This window comes from Roseinatronobacter ekhonensis (assembly GCF_900499075.1).
GTDB lineage: Bacteria > Pseudomonadota > Alphaproteobacteria > Rhodobacterales > Rhodobacteraceae > Roseinatronobacter > Roseinatronobacter ekhonensis.
Window position 1 is genome coordinate 111,517 of the sequence record NZ_UIHC01000008.1, and the last position, 15,792, is coordinate 127,308.

The window sequence follows — 15,792 nt, forward strand, 5'->3', positions numbered from 1 at the left end:
CTGCCCTGGACAGCGTCCCTGTCCCACACTAATTTGCAAACCCGCTATCGCCGCTCAGATTCCTGCAAGCGGACACCTCTATTTGCAAACTCTGGCAGAATAATTGCAAACTTTCCGCACCGCATACCCCATGTTGCCGGTAACACCCATTGCGCAGGCGTCCTGCGCTCGGCTAAGCCATTTGCATTCTGAGGAGGATGACCATGGCCTATGCCGACCTTTACCGCGCGTCACTGGACGACCCGAATGCATTCTGGATGGAACAAGCCAAATCCATCGACTGGATAACCCCGCCAACCAAAGCGCTGTTCGACGAGGCCGCACCGCTTTTTGAGTGGTTCAAGGATGCACAGGTCAACACCTGCTGGAACGCGGTTGACCGCCATGTCGAGGCAGGGCGCGGCGAGCAGACGGCCATCATCCATGACAGTCCAATAACCCACACCAAGCGGGAAATCAGCTATGTCGAGCTGCGCAACCGCGTGGCCAATCTGGCCGGTGCCTTGCGCGCCAAGGGCGTGGAAAAGGGCGACCGCGTCATCATCTACATGCCGATGATCCCCGAAGCGTTGGAAGCGATGCTGGCCTGCGCGCGGCTGGGCGCGGTGCATTCGGTTGTGTTCGGGGGGTTTGCGGCCAACGAACTGGCCGTGCGGATTGACGACGCGACGCCAAAGGCCATCATTGCCGCCAGTTGCGGGCTGGAACCGGGGCGCGTGGTCCATTACAAACCGCTGCTGGATGCCGCGATTGACGCGGCTAGTCACAAACCCGATTTCTGCGTCATCTTGCAGCGCGAGCAGGAGGTCGCCAAGCTGATAGACGGGCGCGATGTCAACTGGCACGGGTTTCAATACGGCGTTGCCCCGGCGGAATGCGTGCCCGTGTCGGGCGATCATCCGGCCTATATCCTTTACACCTCTGGCACGACGGGCCAGCCGAAGGGCGTTGTGCGGCCAACCGCAGGCCATCTGGTCGCACTGAACTGGACGATGAAGGCCATTTACAATGTCGATCCCGGCGATGTGTTCTGGGCGGCAAGCGATGTGGGCTGGGTCGTAGGCCACAGCTATATCTGCTACGCGCCGCTGCTGGCGGGCAACACCACCATCGTATTCGAAGGCAAACCCATCGGCACCCCCGATGCGGGCACGTTCTGGCGAGTAATTTCCGAGCATAAGGTGAAAAGCTTCTTCACCGCACCAACCGCCTTCCGCGCCGTCAAGCGCGAAGACCCGAAGGGCGAATTCGTCAAGAAATACGACCTGTCCTGCCTGAAGCACGTTTACCTTGCCGGCGAGCGCGCCGACCCCGACACGATCACATGGGCGCAAAACCAGCTTAAAGTGCCGATCATCGACCATTGGTGGCAAACCGAAACCGGCTGGGCGATTGCCGCAAACCCTGTGGGCATCGAGCCGCTTCCGGTCAAGATCGGCTCCCCCGCCGTGCCGATGCCGGGCTATGATGTGCAAGTGCTGGACGAAGGCGGCCACCCGCTGGCCGCGGGCGAACTGGGCGCGATTGCGATCAAGCTGCCCTTGCCGCCCGGCACATTGCCCACGCTGTGGAACGCCGAAGCACGGTTCCGCAAGAGCTATCTGGAACAGTTCCCCGGCTACTACGCCTCTGGCGATGCGGGGTATATGGACGACGACGGCTATGTCTACATCATGGCGCGCACCGATGACGTGATCAACGTGGCCGGCCACCGCTTGTCCACCGGCGGTATGGAAGAAGTGCTGGCCAGCCACCCCGATGTGGCCGAATGCGCGGTGATCGGCGTGTCGGACGCGCTGAAAGGGCAAGCGCCGCTGGGGTTCTTGTGCTTGAACAACGGTGCCGACCGCGACTCTGCCGAAGTGGTCGCCGAATGTGTTTCGCTGGTGCGCGACAAGATCGGGCCGGTCGCGGCGTTCAAGCTGGCCGTGGTCGTCGACCGGCTGCCGAAAACCCGCTCGGGCAAGATATTGCGCGCCACAATGGTCAAGATCGCGGATGGCGAAGAGTTCAAAATGCCCGCCACGATTGATGACCCGGCCATCTTGGACGAGGTGGCGCAAGCGCTCGCCACGCTGGGGCTACCTGCGGCAAAACCCTGACAACACAACCTCTGGCACTTCGCGGCGCGCAAAATACACGCAAGACCAAGAAAAGCGCTTGTTGCGGGAACGGGCTTCGGACTAAGCTGAACGCGGGTGGGCTCTGGCCTGCCCGTGTTTGCAGTTAACGGTGGTTTTACGTCGCGCAATGGCAGAAAAAAGCCTCGATTCCAAAGTCTTGTCAGAGCTTCTTGACATGGTCGGGCCAGAGCATCAGATGGCCCTTCTTGAACAGGTGCGTGCCGATCTGCGCCGCTGTTCGGAGGTGTTCGACACGTCGCTTGAACGCGCTCCCGCCGACCGCGAATTGCCTCTTTTGTGCAGTGCCGCGCATGAGGTGAAGGGCCTTGCGGCGACGATTGGCGCATCCGGGCTTGTCGATATTGCCAAACAGGTAGAGCGCGCCTGCACCGACCAAGACGCAACGGCGCTGAGCCTGTTGCTGCCAGACATTGCGCAGCGCACAGGCCTGACCGCACAGAGCATAGCCGATATGGTGCAGGCCACCTGATGCCGCAGTCTTCAACAATATCGGGCGATGGCTTGCTTCTGGTCGAAGACACGCCCTCTTTGCAGATGCTGTATGCCACGGTGCTGCGCAAGGCAGGCTACAAGCCCATGCTGGCCTCTAGCGGGGCAGAGGCCCTGACCAAATTCGCCGAACACCGCCCAAGCGTGGTGTTGCTGGACCTGATGCTGCCGGATGCCGACGGGCTGATGGTGATGCGCGAGATTCTGGCGCTGCGGCAGGAAACGCGGGTCATCGTGATTACCGCGAACGGATCGGTCAACAACGCGATCGACGCGACCCGCGAGGGCGCGCATGATTTCCTTGTCAAACCCTTGGGCGATATCCGGATGATCGGCGCAGTCGCCAGCGCCTTTGCCGAAATGCACCAAGAGGTCGCGCTGACGGTCGATGACATCAGCCGCAGCGACGCGCTGGACCGCGCTTTCATGGGGCGTTCAGAGGCGATGCAAGAGGTGCATTCCCGCATTGCCGCTGTCGCAGGCAGCACGGCGCCGGTGTTCATCTTGGGCGAAAGCGGGACGGGCAAGGAGCTTTGCGCGCGCGCGGTGCATCTGAAATCCACCCGAGCCGCGCAGCGCTTCGTCACGCTCAATTGCAGCGCCGCCGACCCCGAGCAGCTGGAAATAGAACTGTTCGGGCAGGCAGGCCCCAAGCCGGGGCGCGCGCAATCGCAGGTACAGGCGCGGGCGGGGGCAATCGCGCAGGCGGATGGCGGCACGCTGTTTGTGCAGAACATTCAGGATATGAGCTCTGATCTGCAGGCCGCGTTCCTGCGGTTCAAGCAACGCGCCAGCTTTGCGCCCGTGGGCGATTCCCGCCAGATCAAGGTCGATGTGCGGCTGATCTGCACCGCCAGTCGCGACCCGACAGAAGACATGCGCGCGGGCCGGCTGCGCGAAGACCTGTATTACCGGCTGTTCGTCATTCCCATCACCATGCCGCCCTTGCGCGAACGCGGCACGGATGTGCATTTGCTGGCGCAACACTATCTGGCCCAGATCGTGGCGGAAGAAGGCAAGGCTTTCAGCCGGTTCCACCCGGAGGTGCTGGACCTGTTCCTGCACTTGCCATGGCGGGGAAATGTGCGCGAGATGATCAATGTGTTACGCCATGCCGTTGTGTTGCATGATGGCGAGATGGTCACGCGCGAGATGCTGCCACCGGGACTGGCACAAATGGACGTGCCGACCGCCACGGCAAGCGGGATGCCCGAGGGTGCCGACCCGTTGGCAGGCATGACCATGGCGGAAATCGAGGAGCGCGCGATCACTGCGGCCATTGCCCGTCATCACGGGTCAGTGCCGCGCGCCGCGCGCGAGCTGGACATCGCCCCGTCGACCATCTACCGCAAGCGCGAGCAATGGGACAAACGCTAGGGGGCGGCGGTGCGCAGTGTTTTGATCACCGGGTGCAGCTCTGGGATTGGCCATCATGCGGCACGGACACTGGCCGCGCGTGGCTGGCAGGTCTTGGCCACCTGCCGCAACCCCGAGGATTGCGCACGACTGAGGTCAGAAGGGCTGGACAGCTTTGCGCTCGACCTGACCGACGCAGGCAGCATCCGGGCTGCGGTCGCGACCACGCTGGACCGTACCGACGGGCGGCTGGACGCGCTGTTCAACAATGGCGCTTTCGCCCTGCCCGGCGCAGTTGAAGACCTGCCCACGGACGGCCTGCGCACGCTGTTCGAGACAAACCTGTTTGGCTGGCACGAACTGACCCGCGCCGTGCTGCCGGTCATGCGCGCCCAAGGGCATGGGCGGATCGTGCAGAATTCCTCTGTTCTGGGGCTGGCCGCGCTGAAATGGCGTGGGGCCTATGTGGCCAGCAAGTTCGCGCTTGAAGGGCTGTCGGACGTGATGCGGCTGGAACTGGCGGGCACGGGCATTCATGTTGTTCTGATAGAGCCGGGGCCGATCACGTCGCGCATCAGGCAAAATTCCATCCCGCATTTCGAACGGTGGATCGACTGGGAAGCAAGCCCGCGCGCGGAGCAGTACCGCGAAAGCCTCCTGTCGCGGCTCTACGAGGACCGCGCGCCAGATTTCTTTGAACTGCCGCCCGACGCCGTGACCAAACGGCTGATCCACGCGCTGGAATCGCGCCGCCCGCGTGCGCGCTATGCCGTGACCACGCCCACCTACTTGCTGGGTGGTCTGCGCCGGATACTGCCGACCCGCCTGCTGGACATGATCTTGCAACGGCTGTAAGCGGGCGACGAAAATTAAGGGTCGCAACCGGTGCCAGACGGGTTAAGTTGCACGCCAAGAAACGGCGACAAAGGGACAGGCCATGCTTTCAAGCGATCCACTTTTTATTGCGGCGGTGATTGCCTGCCTTGTGGTGCTGGGTGTGCTTGCGGTTGGCATTGGCGGCTTTGGCAAGGGCGGGGCCTTTAACCAGAAACACGGCAACCGGATGATGCGCTGGCGGCTATATGCCCAGTTTATCGCGGTCATCCTGATCGTCGCTTTCGTCTATTTCCGGCAAAAAGGGGCCTGACATGGTTGTTCTGAACAAGATCTACACACGCACCGGCGACGCGGGCGAAACCGCACTGGGCAACGGCGCGCGCGTGGCCAAGCATTCGCAGCGCGTGACCGCCTACGGCACGGTGGACGAGCTGAACGCGGTGATGGGTATGGCCCGCCTGCACGCCACGGGCGACATGGCCGCCGCGATGGCGCGGATCCAGAACGACCTGTTCGATCTGGGCGCGGACCTGTGCCGCCCCGATATGGAGCGCGATGCAGATGCCGAATACACGCCGCTGCGCATGATGCCTGAACAGATCGCGCGGCTGGAGACAGAGATCGACGCGGCAAATGCCGATCTGCAACCCCTGCGCAGCTTCATCCTGCCCGGTGGCACGCCGCTGGCCGCGCATTTCCACCTGTGCCGGACCGTCGCGCGCCGCGCTGAACGTGAAACCATCTCGCTGGCGGCGATCGAAACGGTGAATGAATCGGCCGTCAAATACCTTAACCGATTGTCGGACTGGTTTTTCGTGATGGGCCGGGTGGCCAACAACAACGGCGCGGATGATATTCTTTGGGTGCCGGGCGCGAACCGGTAACGGTTACGCGCCGACCTGCGGTGCCTGCAATATCTGGACCCCATTGATCTGCCAGCCCATATCGGACGGCACCATCTGGTAGTCCAGAAAATGCAGGCGTCCCGCACCGTCACGGATCATCACGCGCTGCACACGGGCCGCGCCCATATCGCGTTGCTCCAGCATGCTGATCTCGGCGGGACGATAGACCATCGGATAGCCGTTTTGCACCATCTGACCAAAACGCTCGGGCGTGCCGAACAGCCGTTTTATGGTGGGGCTGGCCAAGTCGAACGCCGCGGTGAAATCATCCGTCTGAAACGCGGTGATCTGCTCGCGGATGACATCGGGGATGGCATTGTCCTGCGCACGCAGGCTGGAAGGGGCAAGGGAAACGGCAAGCAACAGGGCAATAACAAAACGCATGGCATGTCCTTTCGCATATTGGCTAATACGCGACAAAGGCGCTGCCGGATCAGTTTGAACGGCCACGCCACGGATCGGCCCTGCCCGCGCCATATTCGGCGGTCAGGATATGGATCAAAGTTTACCGAGTGCCGATTGCCATGAAACTGTCCTACCCGCCCGAGCGCCCCAAGCTGCAGCCCGCCTTGCGCCAAACGCTTGTCGCGCGCGCCAATATGGCCTGCGATGCTGTTGCGGCGCATGGTTCCGGCGCCAGTGTGTTCGAGCTGCGCAAACGCGCCAAGGAAATCCGCGGCCTGCTGCGACTGCTGCGCGGCGGATGGGAGGGCGCGCGCGACTGGAATGCGCGCATCCGCGATGCCGCCGCAAAGCTTGCCCCCGCCCGCGATGCAGAGGTGATGTTCGCCACCTTCGACAGTCTGACGGCCAAACGCCGCGCCCCTGCCGAGTTTGACAGTTTGCGCGACATGCTGCTGGACGAAATCGACATCTGCGATGCCGCGTTGCAGGAAGATGCGCTCGAGCAATTCGCCGCGACCATGAACGCTTTCGCAACCGACGCAAAAGCGCTGCACGTGCCTGACAAGACCGCACCCGTGGTCTGGCATAATCTGGGCCGGACATGGGCCAAAGGGCAGCTTGCCCATGCGCAGGCCGCGCAGGCGGGTCAGGACGCGACGGCCTTTCACGACTGGCGCAAGCGGCTGAAACAGCACTGGTATCAGGCGCGGTTTTTCAAACCCATCGACCGCGCCGGTCTGGGCGAGCACATCGCGCAGGTCGATGCATTGGGCAAAACCCTTGGCGCGCATAATGATCTGGACGTGCTGCACATGTTCCTGCGCGCCACCTGCCCCGCCGATCCGGCCCTTGGGCGGTTGGAACCCGACCTGTTGGCCGCCCGCGCCAAGCTGGCAACGCAGACACTTTCCATGGGCCGCAGGCTATATGCGGCACCGGACCCGGCGCAGGATTGGCCCGCCCGCTGGCAGACGTGGCGCAACGGTTAACCGCCAATCAGCATTTGCCCAAGCATACCCAGCATGAACCCCAGCACCGCGCCCAAAGGCGGGCCCCAGCGGTTTTCCAGCCGGACCTGTGGCGCGATATCCTGAAACAGCAGATACAGAATGCCCCCTGCCGCAAACAGCATGATCGCGCCGACCACAACCATCGCGTCGGCCAGCAAGTAGAACCCGGCCAACCCAAGCACCGGCCCCAGCAGTGCGACCAGCGCAAAGCTGGCGATGATGCGGGCGGGTGATTGGTTGCCAGACGCCCGCAATTCGCGAAAGGCATTGAACCCTTCGGGCAGGTTCTGCATGGCGATAATCAGCGCCAAAAGCGGCGCGGCCTTGCCGCCCGTGGCAACCGTTGCCCCAAGCGCCAGCGCTTCGGGCAGGTAATCTGCCAGCATGGCAACAAGCTGGCTTGCCGGTGTCCCTTTGCGCGCCAGTACGATGTCGAGCGCCATGAAACTCACCGCCCCGGCCAGAAATGCAGCACAGGCGGCCAGAGGCGGCAGGTGATGCGTGCCTTCGGGGATGAGCACCAGCGCCACCGCTGCCAGAAGCGCACCGCCGCCAAAGGCGATGACACCATGGCGGAATTCGTTTTCCATCCATTGCGGGCGCAAGTCTTGCCATCGGCCCAAAGCGGCCCCGAGGGGCATGGTCACGCCCGCGCCCAAGGTCAGGACAATCACCGCCAACCAATCGGGCAGACCGGTCAGCACCGGATCAGGCCAACTCGCCCGCAAGCGCGCGGTCGATCAGCGCGACGGTTTCGGCCAGCCCGTATAGCGCGATGAAGCTGCCCCAGCGCGGCCCTTGGTCAGAGCCCAGAAGCACCTCATACAGCACCTTGAACCAAGCGCGCAGATTGTCGAAGCCGTGCGCCTTTCCGGTGTCGCGCACAACCGACATGAACAACTCCTCGGTGAAGCTGTCATACTCGGCTTTGAGCGCATCGGGCACCGCGCCGGTTTCGGCCATCTGCGCCAGCGTGGCCGACAGGTCCACAAGCGCCGCGCGCTCTGCCGCGTCTGGCGCGCGAGGCTGCAAGGTGGGCGCCACGAAATCCTGAAAGTAGCGCACGGCAAACCCCGCGGCCTGGTCCAGATCGGGATGGGTTTCGGGCGCGGCATCCGGCGCGTAACGGCGGATAAAGCCCCACAGCGTGTCCTTGTCCTGCGCCCGCGCGACAGAGGCAAGGTTCAGCAACAAAGAGAAGCTGACCACCATGCCGGATGCAGGCACCTGCCCACCATGGATATGCCAGACCGGGTTTGCCGCCTGCTGGTCCGGCGTCTGTCCGACAAAAGCGCGCAACTGCTGGTGATATTCATCCACCGCCTTGGGGATCACATCCCACGACAGGCGCTTGGCGGTGCGCGGCTTCAGGAACATGTAGTAGGACAGCGATTCCGTGCTGGCATAGCTCAGCCATTCGTCAATGCTGATGCCGTTGCCCTTGGATTTGCTGATCTTCTCGCCATTCTCGTCCAGGAACAGTTCGTAGATGTAATGCTCCGGCGCTTTGCCACCCAGAATGGTGCAAATCCGGTCATAGATCGGCGTGTTGGCGGCGTGGTCCTTGCCATACATCTCGAAATCCACGCCAAGCCCCGCCCAACGCGCACCGAAATCGGGCTTCCATTGCAGTTTGACCTGCCCGCCCGTGACCGGAAGCGTCCATTCGCGCCCGTCCTCGTCGTCGAAGGTGATCTCACCTTTCGCGCCGTCCACATGCTTCATCGGCACATACAGCACGCGGCCGGTTTCGGGGTGGATGGGCAGGAACACCGAATAGGTCTGCTGGCGTTCCTCGCGCAACGACTTCAGCATGACCGCCATCAGGTCGTCATAGCGTTCTGCGGCGCGCAACAGCACCGGGTCGAACTGGTCTGATCTGTAATACTCGGTCGCCGAGATGAATTCATACTCAAAGCCAAACGTATCCAGAAACCGGCGCAGCATGGCGTTGTTATGCGCGCCAAAGCTGTCATGCGTGCCGAACGGGTCGGGCACGGATGTCAGCGGCTTTTGCAAATGCGCGGCCAGTGCGCTCGGGTCGGGCACGTTGTCGGGCACCTTGCGCATGCCGTCCATATCGTCGGAAAAGCAGATCATCCGGGTCGGGATGTCACTGATCGCCTGAAACGCGCGTCGGATCATCGTGGTGCGCGCCACTTCGCCAAAGGTGCCGATATGCGGCAGGCCCGAGGGGCCGTAGCCGGTCTCGAACAGCACATGGCCCTTGGTGGGCGGGCCGTCCTTGTAGCGCGCGGCCAGTTTGCGGGCCTCCTCGAAAGGCCATGCTTTCGAGGTGAGGGCCGCATCGCGCAGGCTGGACAGGGGCGTGCTGGACATGTGCTTGGGTCACTTCCTTGTGGGGGGTGCGGGTCTGGGCTTGGTTCCTATTGCGGCGGGACGCCCGCGTCAATATTATGCGCCTGCACCCTACCCAAAGGGCCTTTTGGAAACAGGAAAGACACATGCCCCCCCTTCCCCAGCCGATGTCACCCCAAGACAGCCTTGTTGCGGTGATGATCGCGGTCTCTGCCGCCGACCAGAGTATACGCACATCCGAACTGGTCGCCATTCAGGCGCTGGTCAACCATTTGCCGATCTTTGCCGATTATGATGGCGACCGGATCCGCACCGTTGCGCAGACCGTGTTTGACCTGTTCGAAGAAGATGACGGGCTGGATGCGCTGTTCGGCATGATCCGCGACAGCCTGCCGGAAAAGCTGTACGAATCCGCCTATGCGCTGGCCTGCGATATTGCCGCCTCGGACGGATTGCTGGCGCAGACGGAATTGCGTTTGCTGGAAGAAATCCGGTATGAGTTGCGCATTGACCGGTTGCACGCGGCGGCTATCGAACGCGGCGCGCGTGCCCGCCACATGACACTTTAGACCGAAAGGATTTTCGCCTTGGCCATGCCCATAGACCAGCAGTTGCGCTATTGGGGCATTGCAGGGGTGGTGTTCATCGCCCTGCTATGGGTGATGGGGGACGTGCTGTTGCCCTTCATCACCGGCATGGCGATTGCCTATTTCCTGAACCCGGTCGTCACCAAGCTGCAAAACCGCGGAATGCCGCGCGCCCTGGCGGTCTCTGCGCTGATGGCGCTGGCGATTGGCGTGGTCGTTCTGGCCGGGGTTCTGGTCATTCCGGCAGTGGTCAGTCAGGCGGTGCAGTTTTCCGAAACCGCGCCCGACTTGCTGGCCCGCCTGCAAGAGTTCCTGAGCGCGCGCTTCCCCGATATTGCCCAGTTGGAAGAAACCCTGCGCAACTCGCTCTCCTCTATCGGAGAGGCGATCCGCGACCGTGGCGCGGCGCTGGCACAAGGGGTGTTGCGCTCTGTCTCGGGGCTGGTCAGCGCGCTCGTTTTCATGGTCGTCACACCCGTTGTCGCCTTTTACCTGCTGCTGGACTGGGAACGCCTTGTGCGACAGATAGACGATCTGTTGCCGCGCCAGCACGCCCCCGTGCTGCGCCATCTGGCCGGAGAGATTGACGCAAGCATCGCCGGGTTCGTGCGCGGACAGGTAACAGTGTGTTTCATCCTTGCGGCGTATTACGCCACCGCCCTTGGCCAGATCGGGCTGCAATTCGGGCTGGCGATTGGCGTGACGGCGGGGCTGATCTCGTTCATCCCGTATATCGGCGCTATCCTTGGCGGCGTGCTTGCCATTGGCGTCGGCCTTTGGCAGTTCTGGGGTAGCCCGTTGGAAATCGGGCTGGTGCTGGCGGTCTTCGCCTTTGGTCAGGTGTTGGAAGGCAACATCCTTGTGCCGCGCATTGTCGGCAATTCGGTGCGGTTGCATCCGGTCTGGCTGCTGTTTGCCGTCTCTGCCTTCGGCGCGCTCTTGGGCTTTACCGGCATGTTGATCGCGGTGCCGCTGGCGGCCAGCATCGGGGTGTTGGTGCGCTTCGGTGTGGGGCAATACATGGACAGCAAGCTTTACGGCAAGGGCAGCGGCAAGCCATGAGCACACGGCAAGTCGCGCTGCCCCTGTCCCTGCCTGCGCGCATGGGCCGGACCGATTTCGTGCCAAGCGCGTGCAATTCCGCCGCCTTGGGGCTGCTGGGCGGCCCGCTGCCCGGCGGCCGGCTGGTGCTGCATGGGCCGGAAGGGTCAGGCAAAACCCATCTGGGGCATATCTGGGCCGCGGCAGAGGGCGCGCTGCAACTGGATGGCGCGGACCTTGTCGGGCAGGACCTGCCCGCCGTGGTGGCGCAGGGTGCGATCTGGCTGGACAATGCCGCGCAGGTGGCGAAAGACGCCGACGCGCAGACCGCGCTCTTTCACCTGCTGAACCTTGCACAGGCGCATGGCGCCGAAATCCTGCTCGCCGCGCGCACGCCCGCCCGCGACTGGGACGTCACGCTGCCCGATCTGGCCTCTCGGCTCGGGGCCTGCGCGCATGTGGCTCTGGCGCCACCCGATGACGCGCTTCTGGCCGCTGTGCTGGCCAAACTGTTTGCCGACCGGCAGGTTGTAGTATCAGACCGGCTGATCCCTTACCTTGTGCCACGGATGGAGCGCTCGCTCGCCGCCGCGCAAGCACTTGTCGCAAGGCTTGATGCCGAAGCGTTGGCGCGGGGCAAGCCCATAGGGCGGGCCTTGGCGGCAGAATTGCTGCAAGAGGACGGCTAGCGGCCACTGCGCATGCGCAATTGCCTTTGCAGCCGCACGCGCACACGCAAAACCTGCCCGCATTCATATGCCGTCTGCCTTGTAGCACCGCTGTCGTAGGCTTACTGTATTCGAAATGCATTACAGACCATAGAGGCTCATTCCCGTGACACCCCGCTTTCTTCTTGTCCTCGGCCTTGCGCTGGCAACCCTGCCCGCGCTTGCGCAGACCGCATTTTCCCAGAGCACCCGCCAGATCACTGGCGAGGTGATGCTGCTGGAACGCATCGCGCTGCCGTTCGGAACCAGTTTCATGGTCGATCTGGTCGATGCCGATGACAGGTCTGTTGCCGAAACGCGGTTGACGGTGGGCGACACGCAAAGCCCCTTTCCGTTCACGCTGGAGGCACCCACCGACCGCGCATTGGTCCTACGGACGGGTTTACGCGCGCCGGGCGGACAGTTCTGGCTGACCGAACCCTACGCGATTGCCCCCGGCACAGACGACATCTCGCTGCCACCCCTGCGGGCCATTGCAACGCCCGCCATGGGCTTTGCCAGCCTTTTGCAATGCGGTGGCCAGTATGTCGAAATCGGCTTTCTGCCAGAGGAATTGCGCCTGCGCTTCAACGAGCAGGTCTTGACCATGGTGCCCCGCCCCGCAGCATCTGGGGTCTATTACGAGCAGGCTAGCAACGCCGCCACCTCGATCCATCTGAAAGACGACAGCGCCATGCTCAGCATCGACGGGGCGCAACTGGCCGAATGCCGCGTCATCGCCGCCAACGAGGAACTGGCACGCGGGGTCTGGAACCTGACGCAGATCGACGGCACGGCCGCGCTCTTTCCCTCGCGCACCGAACTGGTGTTTTTTCCCGACGGGCGCATGTCCGCAACGGTCGGCTGCAACAGGATGATCGGCGGGTTCCAGCGCCACGGCGGGATATTGGTTTTCGGGCGCATGGCCAGCACGATGATGGCCTGCACCGAACCCACGATGGCGCAGGAAAACCGCTTCGCCCGTGCGCTGGACCGGGTTGATGGCTACCGCCTGTCACCAGAGTCGGGGCGGCTGGTTCTGACCTCGGGCGGGGCGGCAGTCATCGAAGCCCGCCGACAATAACTGCAATGCGCCTGCGCCGTTACAAAACCGACATGAAATCTGGCTATGCGAACCCTATGACCCACACGACACCTTCGGCAGATTTTCTGTCCAGCCCCTTCGCCACACCCGTCACCCTGCCCGATTTCGATCCGGCTGGACCGGACCGCTTTTTCAACCGCGAAATGTCGTGGCTGGCCTTTAACTGGCGCGTGCTGGAAGAGGCCATGAACCCGCGCGTGCCGCTGCTGGAGCGGGTGCGCTTCCTGTCCATTTCAGCGGCCAATCTGGACGAGTTCTACACGGTGCGCGTTGCGGGCCTGCGCGAACTGGCGCGCGCCGGACATGTCACCCCGTCCGATGACGGCAAGACACCCGCCGAACAGCTTGTCCTGATCGATGCCGATGCGCGCCGCCTGATGGATTACCAGCAAGAGGTCTGGGCCAGCCTGCGTCCGCTTCTGGCCGACGAAGGCATCACCATCCTGTCGCGCCATGACCTGACCGACGCGGATCGCGTCTGGTTGCAGGAATGGTATCTGGACAATGTGTTTCCGGTGCTCTCGCCGCTCGCGATTGACCCGGCGCACCCGTTTCCGTTCATCCCCAATGCAGGTTTCTCATTGGCGTTGGAGCTGGAGGATACCACCGGCCGCCAGTTGGACGCGCTTGTGCCCGTTCCCAGCCAGATCGACCGGTTTGTCCGCGTCGGCACCAACCCGATCCGTCTGCTGCCGCTGGAAGAGCTGATCCTCGCCGAACTCGACAGCCTGTTTCCCGGCTACGGGTTGCGCGGGTCGTGCACTTTCTCGGTGCTGCGCGACAGCGATCTGGAGGTTGAGGAAGAAGCCGAAGACCTTGTGCGCGAATTCGAAGTGGCGCTGAAACGCCGCCGTCGGGGCGAAGTGGTACGGCTGAAAGTCTCGCAAGGGGCCCCGGCCGATCTGCGCGATCTGGTCATGGACAAGCTGCGTGTCGATGCCGGCGAAGTGGTCGAGGTGCGCGGCATCATGGGTATCTCCACGCTCAAGGAACTGGTGCTGGACGAGCGCCCGGACCTGCTGTGGCCCAGCTTCAGCCCGCGCGTGCCCGAACGCGTGCAGGACCATGACGGCGACATGTTCGCCGCGATCCGCCAGAAGGACATGCTGCTGCACCACCCGTATGAGACCTTCGACATGGTGGTGCGCTTTCTGGAACAGGCCGCGCGCGACCCCGATGTGCTGGCCATTCGGCAAACGCTGTATCGCACCTCGCGCAACAGCCCCATCGTGGCGGCGCTGTGCGAGGCGGCCGAAGACGGCAAATCCGTCACCGCGCTGGTCGAGCTGAAAGCGCGCTTCGACGAGGCCGCGAATATCCGCCAGTCCCGCCGGCTGGAGCGCGCGGGCGCGCATGTCGTCTACGGTTTCGTGAACTACAAGACCCATGCCAAGATCAGCACCGTGGTGCGCCGCGAAGGCGACCGGCTTGTGACCTATACCCATTGGGGCACCGGCAATTACCATCCCATTACCGCGCGCATTTATACCGACCTGTCGCTGTTCACCTGCGATGCGGCACTGGGGCGCGATGCGGCGCGGGTGTTCAACTATGTCTCGGGCTATGCCGAACCGGCAAAACTGGAAAACCTCGCGATCTCTCCCATGGGGATGAAACCGCGCCTGTTGCAGTTGATCGCGGCAGAGGCTGACCGCGCCCGCGCGGGCCAACCGGCGGAAATCTGGGCCAAGATGAATTCGCTGATCGAGCCGGACATCATCGACGCGCTCTATGATGCCAGCCGCGCGGGTGTGAAAATCAGCCTTGTCATTCGCGGCATCTGCGGCTTGCGTCCGGGCATCGTGGGCTTGTCCGAGAATATTCGCATCAAATCGGTCGTGGGCCGGTTTCTGGAACATTCGCGCATCGTGTGCTTCGGCAATGGCGCGGCCCTGCCCTCCGATCAGGCGCGTGTGTTCATCTCGTCGGCGGACTGGATGGGACGCAACCTGAACCGGCGGGTGGAAACACTTGTCGAAATCAACAATGCGACCGTGAAAGCACAGATCGTCAGTCAGGTCATGGCTGCCAATCTGGCCGATGAAGCGCAAAGCTGGGTCATCCAGCCCGAAGGCCCCGCACGGCGCGTGCTGCCAGAGGATGGCGATTCCCGCCGCCTGTTCAACTGCCACCGCTTCTTCATGGAAAACCCGTCCCTGTCGGGGCGTGGGTCAGCGGGGGCCGATGACGTCCCCGAACTGACGCATGGGTTTGATTGACTGGGGGCGTTGGGCGGGACGCGGTCGGTCGCTGCGTGCCAAGCCAAAGTCTGTTCTACGGACGCAGCCGACGACGCAGCGGCTCGCCATTCTCATGAATCGCCTAGCAGGAATGTCGGTGGATCCTCCGTTCCGCCAAGCTCGCCACAACGACAACCCGACGTTGCCCAGAGGGTTTATCACAGAATGCTGCACCGCATCTCAGGTCTGGAAGGCGCCCCTTTTGCAGCTTTTTTGCACTGCTGCAAATGTCTGTTTGCCAAAAAATTTGAAAGCCTGCCGCTTATGAAAATCTCCGCACTTGGAAACGTGAAACCAGCACTCGCTTTGAAGCATCTGACAGTCGCGTTTTGGGTGGCCCTTGGCACGCCTGCCATATCGCAAGACACTTTGGACGGCCTTCAGATTGGGACTGGCTCTGAATTGTCGATTGTTATGTTGCATGGCGACGAGGGGAATGGCGGCGATCCTCTAAGTTATTTCACTCTTGGTGCTGATATCGCGCGCCGCATTCCTGAAGCTACTGTGCATATGTTAATACTGAAGTGGTCCTGCTTTTTAGGACAGGTTTGCGGCTTGTCTAAGATGCATCAGATTTATGTTCATGCCGCTTTTCGTATCTCTGCTTGCTCGAAGTATGCCGCGTCTGGGGTGCGTTTGTCGAGCGC

General features: G+C 62.6%; 16 protein-coding genes. 13 read left to right on the forward strand and 3 right to left on the reverse strand.

What is annotated here, in order from left to right; all coding sequences use genetic code 11:
- The first annotated feature begins 203 nt into the window (after positions 1-203).
- The 6 genes from prpE to ROE7235_RS06055 all read left to right on the forward strand — a co-directional run bounded on the left by prpE (position 204) and on the right by ROE7235_RS06055 (position 5,710).
- Positions 204-2,102, forward strand: a complete 1,899-nt coding sequence (gene prpE, locus ROE7235_RS06030) for a propionate-CoA ligase PrpE (protein ID WP_121093789.1) — start codon at positions 204-206, stop codon at positions 2,100-2,102.
- Positions 2,103-2,319: 217 nt separating this feature from the next.
- The gene (locus ROE7235_RS06035; RefSeq protein WP_183073344.1) at positions 2,320-2,613 is read left to right on the forward strand and encodes an Hpt domain-containing protein; all 294 of its coding nucleotides are present in this window, start codon (positions 2,320-2,322) and stop codon (positions 2,611-2,613) included.
- Positions 2,613-4,010, forward strand: a complete 1,398-nt coding sequence (locus ROE7235_RS06040) for a sigma-54-dependent transcriptional regulator (RefSeq protein ID WP_121093763.1) — start codon at positions 2,613-2,615, stop codon at positions 4,008-4,010. The genes ROE7235_RS06035 and ROE7235_RS06040 overlap by 1 nt, the downstream gene beginning before the upstream one ends.
- Positions 4,011-4,019: 9 nt before the next feature.
- Complete coding sequence (locus ROE7235_RS06045; RefSeq protein ID WP_121093764.1) at positions 4,020-4,844, forward strand: SDR family oxidoreductase; 825 nt, start codon at positions 4,020-4,022, stop codon at positions 4,842-4,844.
- 82 nt (positions 4,845-4,926) lie between these two features.
- Complete coding sequence (locus tag ROE7235_RS06050; protein ID WP_121093765.1) at positions 4,927-5,136, forward strand: twin transmembrane helix small protein; 210 nt, start codon at positions 4,927-4,929, stop codon at positions 5,134-5,136.
- Between the two features lies 1 nt (position 5,137).
- Positions 5,138-5,710: a cob(I)yrinic acid a,c-diamide adenosyltransferase gene (locus ROE7235_RS06055; protein WP_121093766.1), complete on the forward strand. Its 573-nt coding sequence runs from the start codon at positions 5,138-5,140 to the stop codon at positions 5,708-5,710.
- Positions 5,711-5,713: 3 nt separating this feature from the next.
- Here the strand turns inward: ROE7235_RS06055 and ROE7235_RS06060 are convergent, their stop codons facing one another.
- Positions 5,714-6,115 carry a DUF4864 domain-containing protein gene (locus tag ROE7235_RS06060; RefSeq protein ID WP_121093790.1) on the reverse strand — a complete coding sequence of 134 codons (402 nt, stop codon included), beginning with the start codon at positions 6,113-6,115 and terminating at the stop codon, positions 5,714-5,716.
- Positions 6,116-6,255: 140 nt separating this feature from the next.
- Here ROE7235_RS06060 and ROE7235_RS06065 point away from each other — a divergent pair, with 140 nt between their 5' ends.
- Positions 6,256-7,125 (forward strand): CHAD domain-containing protein, encoded by an 870-nt coding sequence (locus ROE7235_RS06065; protein ID WP_121093767.1) that lies wholly within the window; start codon positions 6,256-6,258, stop codon positions 7,123-7,125.
- Here the strand turns inward: ROE7235_RS06065 and ROE7235_RS06070 are convergent.
- Both ROE7235_RS06070 and ROE7235_RS06075 read right to left on the reverse strand, forming a co-directional pair.
- Positions 7,122-7,850 carry a ZIP family metal transporter gene (locus ROE7235_RS06070; RefSeq protein WP_220669541.1) on the reverse strand — a complete coding sequence of 243 codons (729 nt, stop codon included), beginning with the start codon at positions 7,848-7,850 and terminating at the stop codon, positions 7,122-7,124. The two genes, ROE7235_RS06065 and ROE7235_RS06070, sit on opposite strands and share 4 nt — an antisense overlap.
- A 4-nt stretch (positions 7,851-7,854) precedes the next feature.
- Positions 7,855-9,471 carry a lysine--tRNA ligase gene (locus ROE7235_RS06075; RefSeq protein WP_121093792.1) on the reverse strand — a complete coding sequence of 539 codons (1,617 nt, stop codon included), beginning with the start codon at positions 9,469-9,471 and terminating at the stop codon, positions 7,855-7,857.
- A gap of 140 nt (positions 9,472-9,611) precedes the next feature.
- On the opposite strand from ROE7235_RS06075, the gene ROE7235_RS06080 reads away from it, so the two are divergent.
- The 6 genes from ROE7235_RS06080 to ROE7235_RS06105 form a co-directional block, all read left to right on the forward strand.
- Positions 9,612-10,034 carry a tellurite resistance TerB family protein gene (locus tag ROE7235_RS06080; protein ID WP_121093768.1) on the forward strand — a complete coding sequence of 141 codons (423 nt, stop codon included), beginning with the start codon at positions 9,612-9,614 and terminating at the stop codon, positions 10,032-10,034.
- A gap of 24 nt (positions 10,035-10,058) precedes the next feature.
- Entirely contained in the window at positions 10,059-11,114 is a 1,056-nt protein-coding gene (locus ROE7235_RS06085; RefSeq protein ID WP_306418854.1) for an AI-2E family transporter, read from the forward strand.
- Positions 11,111-11,782, forward strand: a complete 672-nt coding sequence (locus ROE7235_RS06090; protein ID WP_121093770.1) for a P-loop NTPase family protein — start codon at positions 11,111-11,113, stop codon at positions 11,780-11,782. Before ROE7235_RS06085 ends, ROE7235_RS06090 begins: the two co-directional genes overlap by 4 nt.
- Before the next feature lie 145 nt (positions 11,783-11,927).
- Positions 11,928-12,884: an META domain-containing protein gene (locus ROE7235_RS06095; RefSeq protein ID WP_121093771.1), complete on the forward strand. Its 957-nt coding sequence runs from the start codon at positions 11,928-11,930 to the stop codon at positions 12,882-12,884.
- A 56-nt stretch (positions 12,885-12,940) separates the two neighbouring features.
- Positions 12,941-15,124, forward strand: a complete 2,184-nt coding sequence (locus ROE7235_RS06100; RefSeq protein WP_121093793.1) for an RNA degradosome polyphosphate kinase — start codon at positions 12,941-12,943, stop codon at positions 15,122-15,124.
- A gap of 186 nt (positions 15,125-15,310) precedes the next feature.
- Positions 15,311-15,792, forward strand: a 482-nt coding sequence (locus ROE7235_RS06105; protein WP_147434173.1) for a hypothetical protein, incomplete at its 3' end; no start/stop codon positions are given.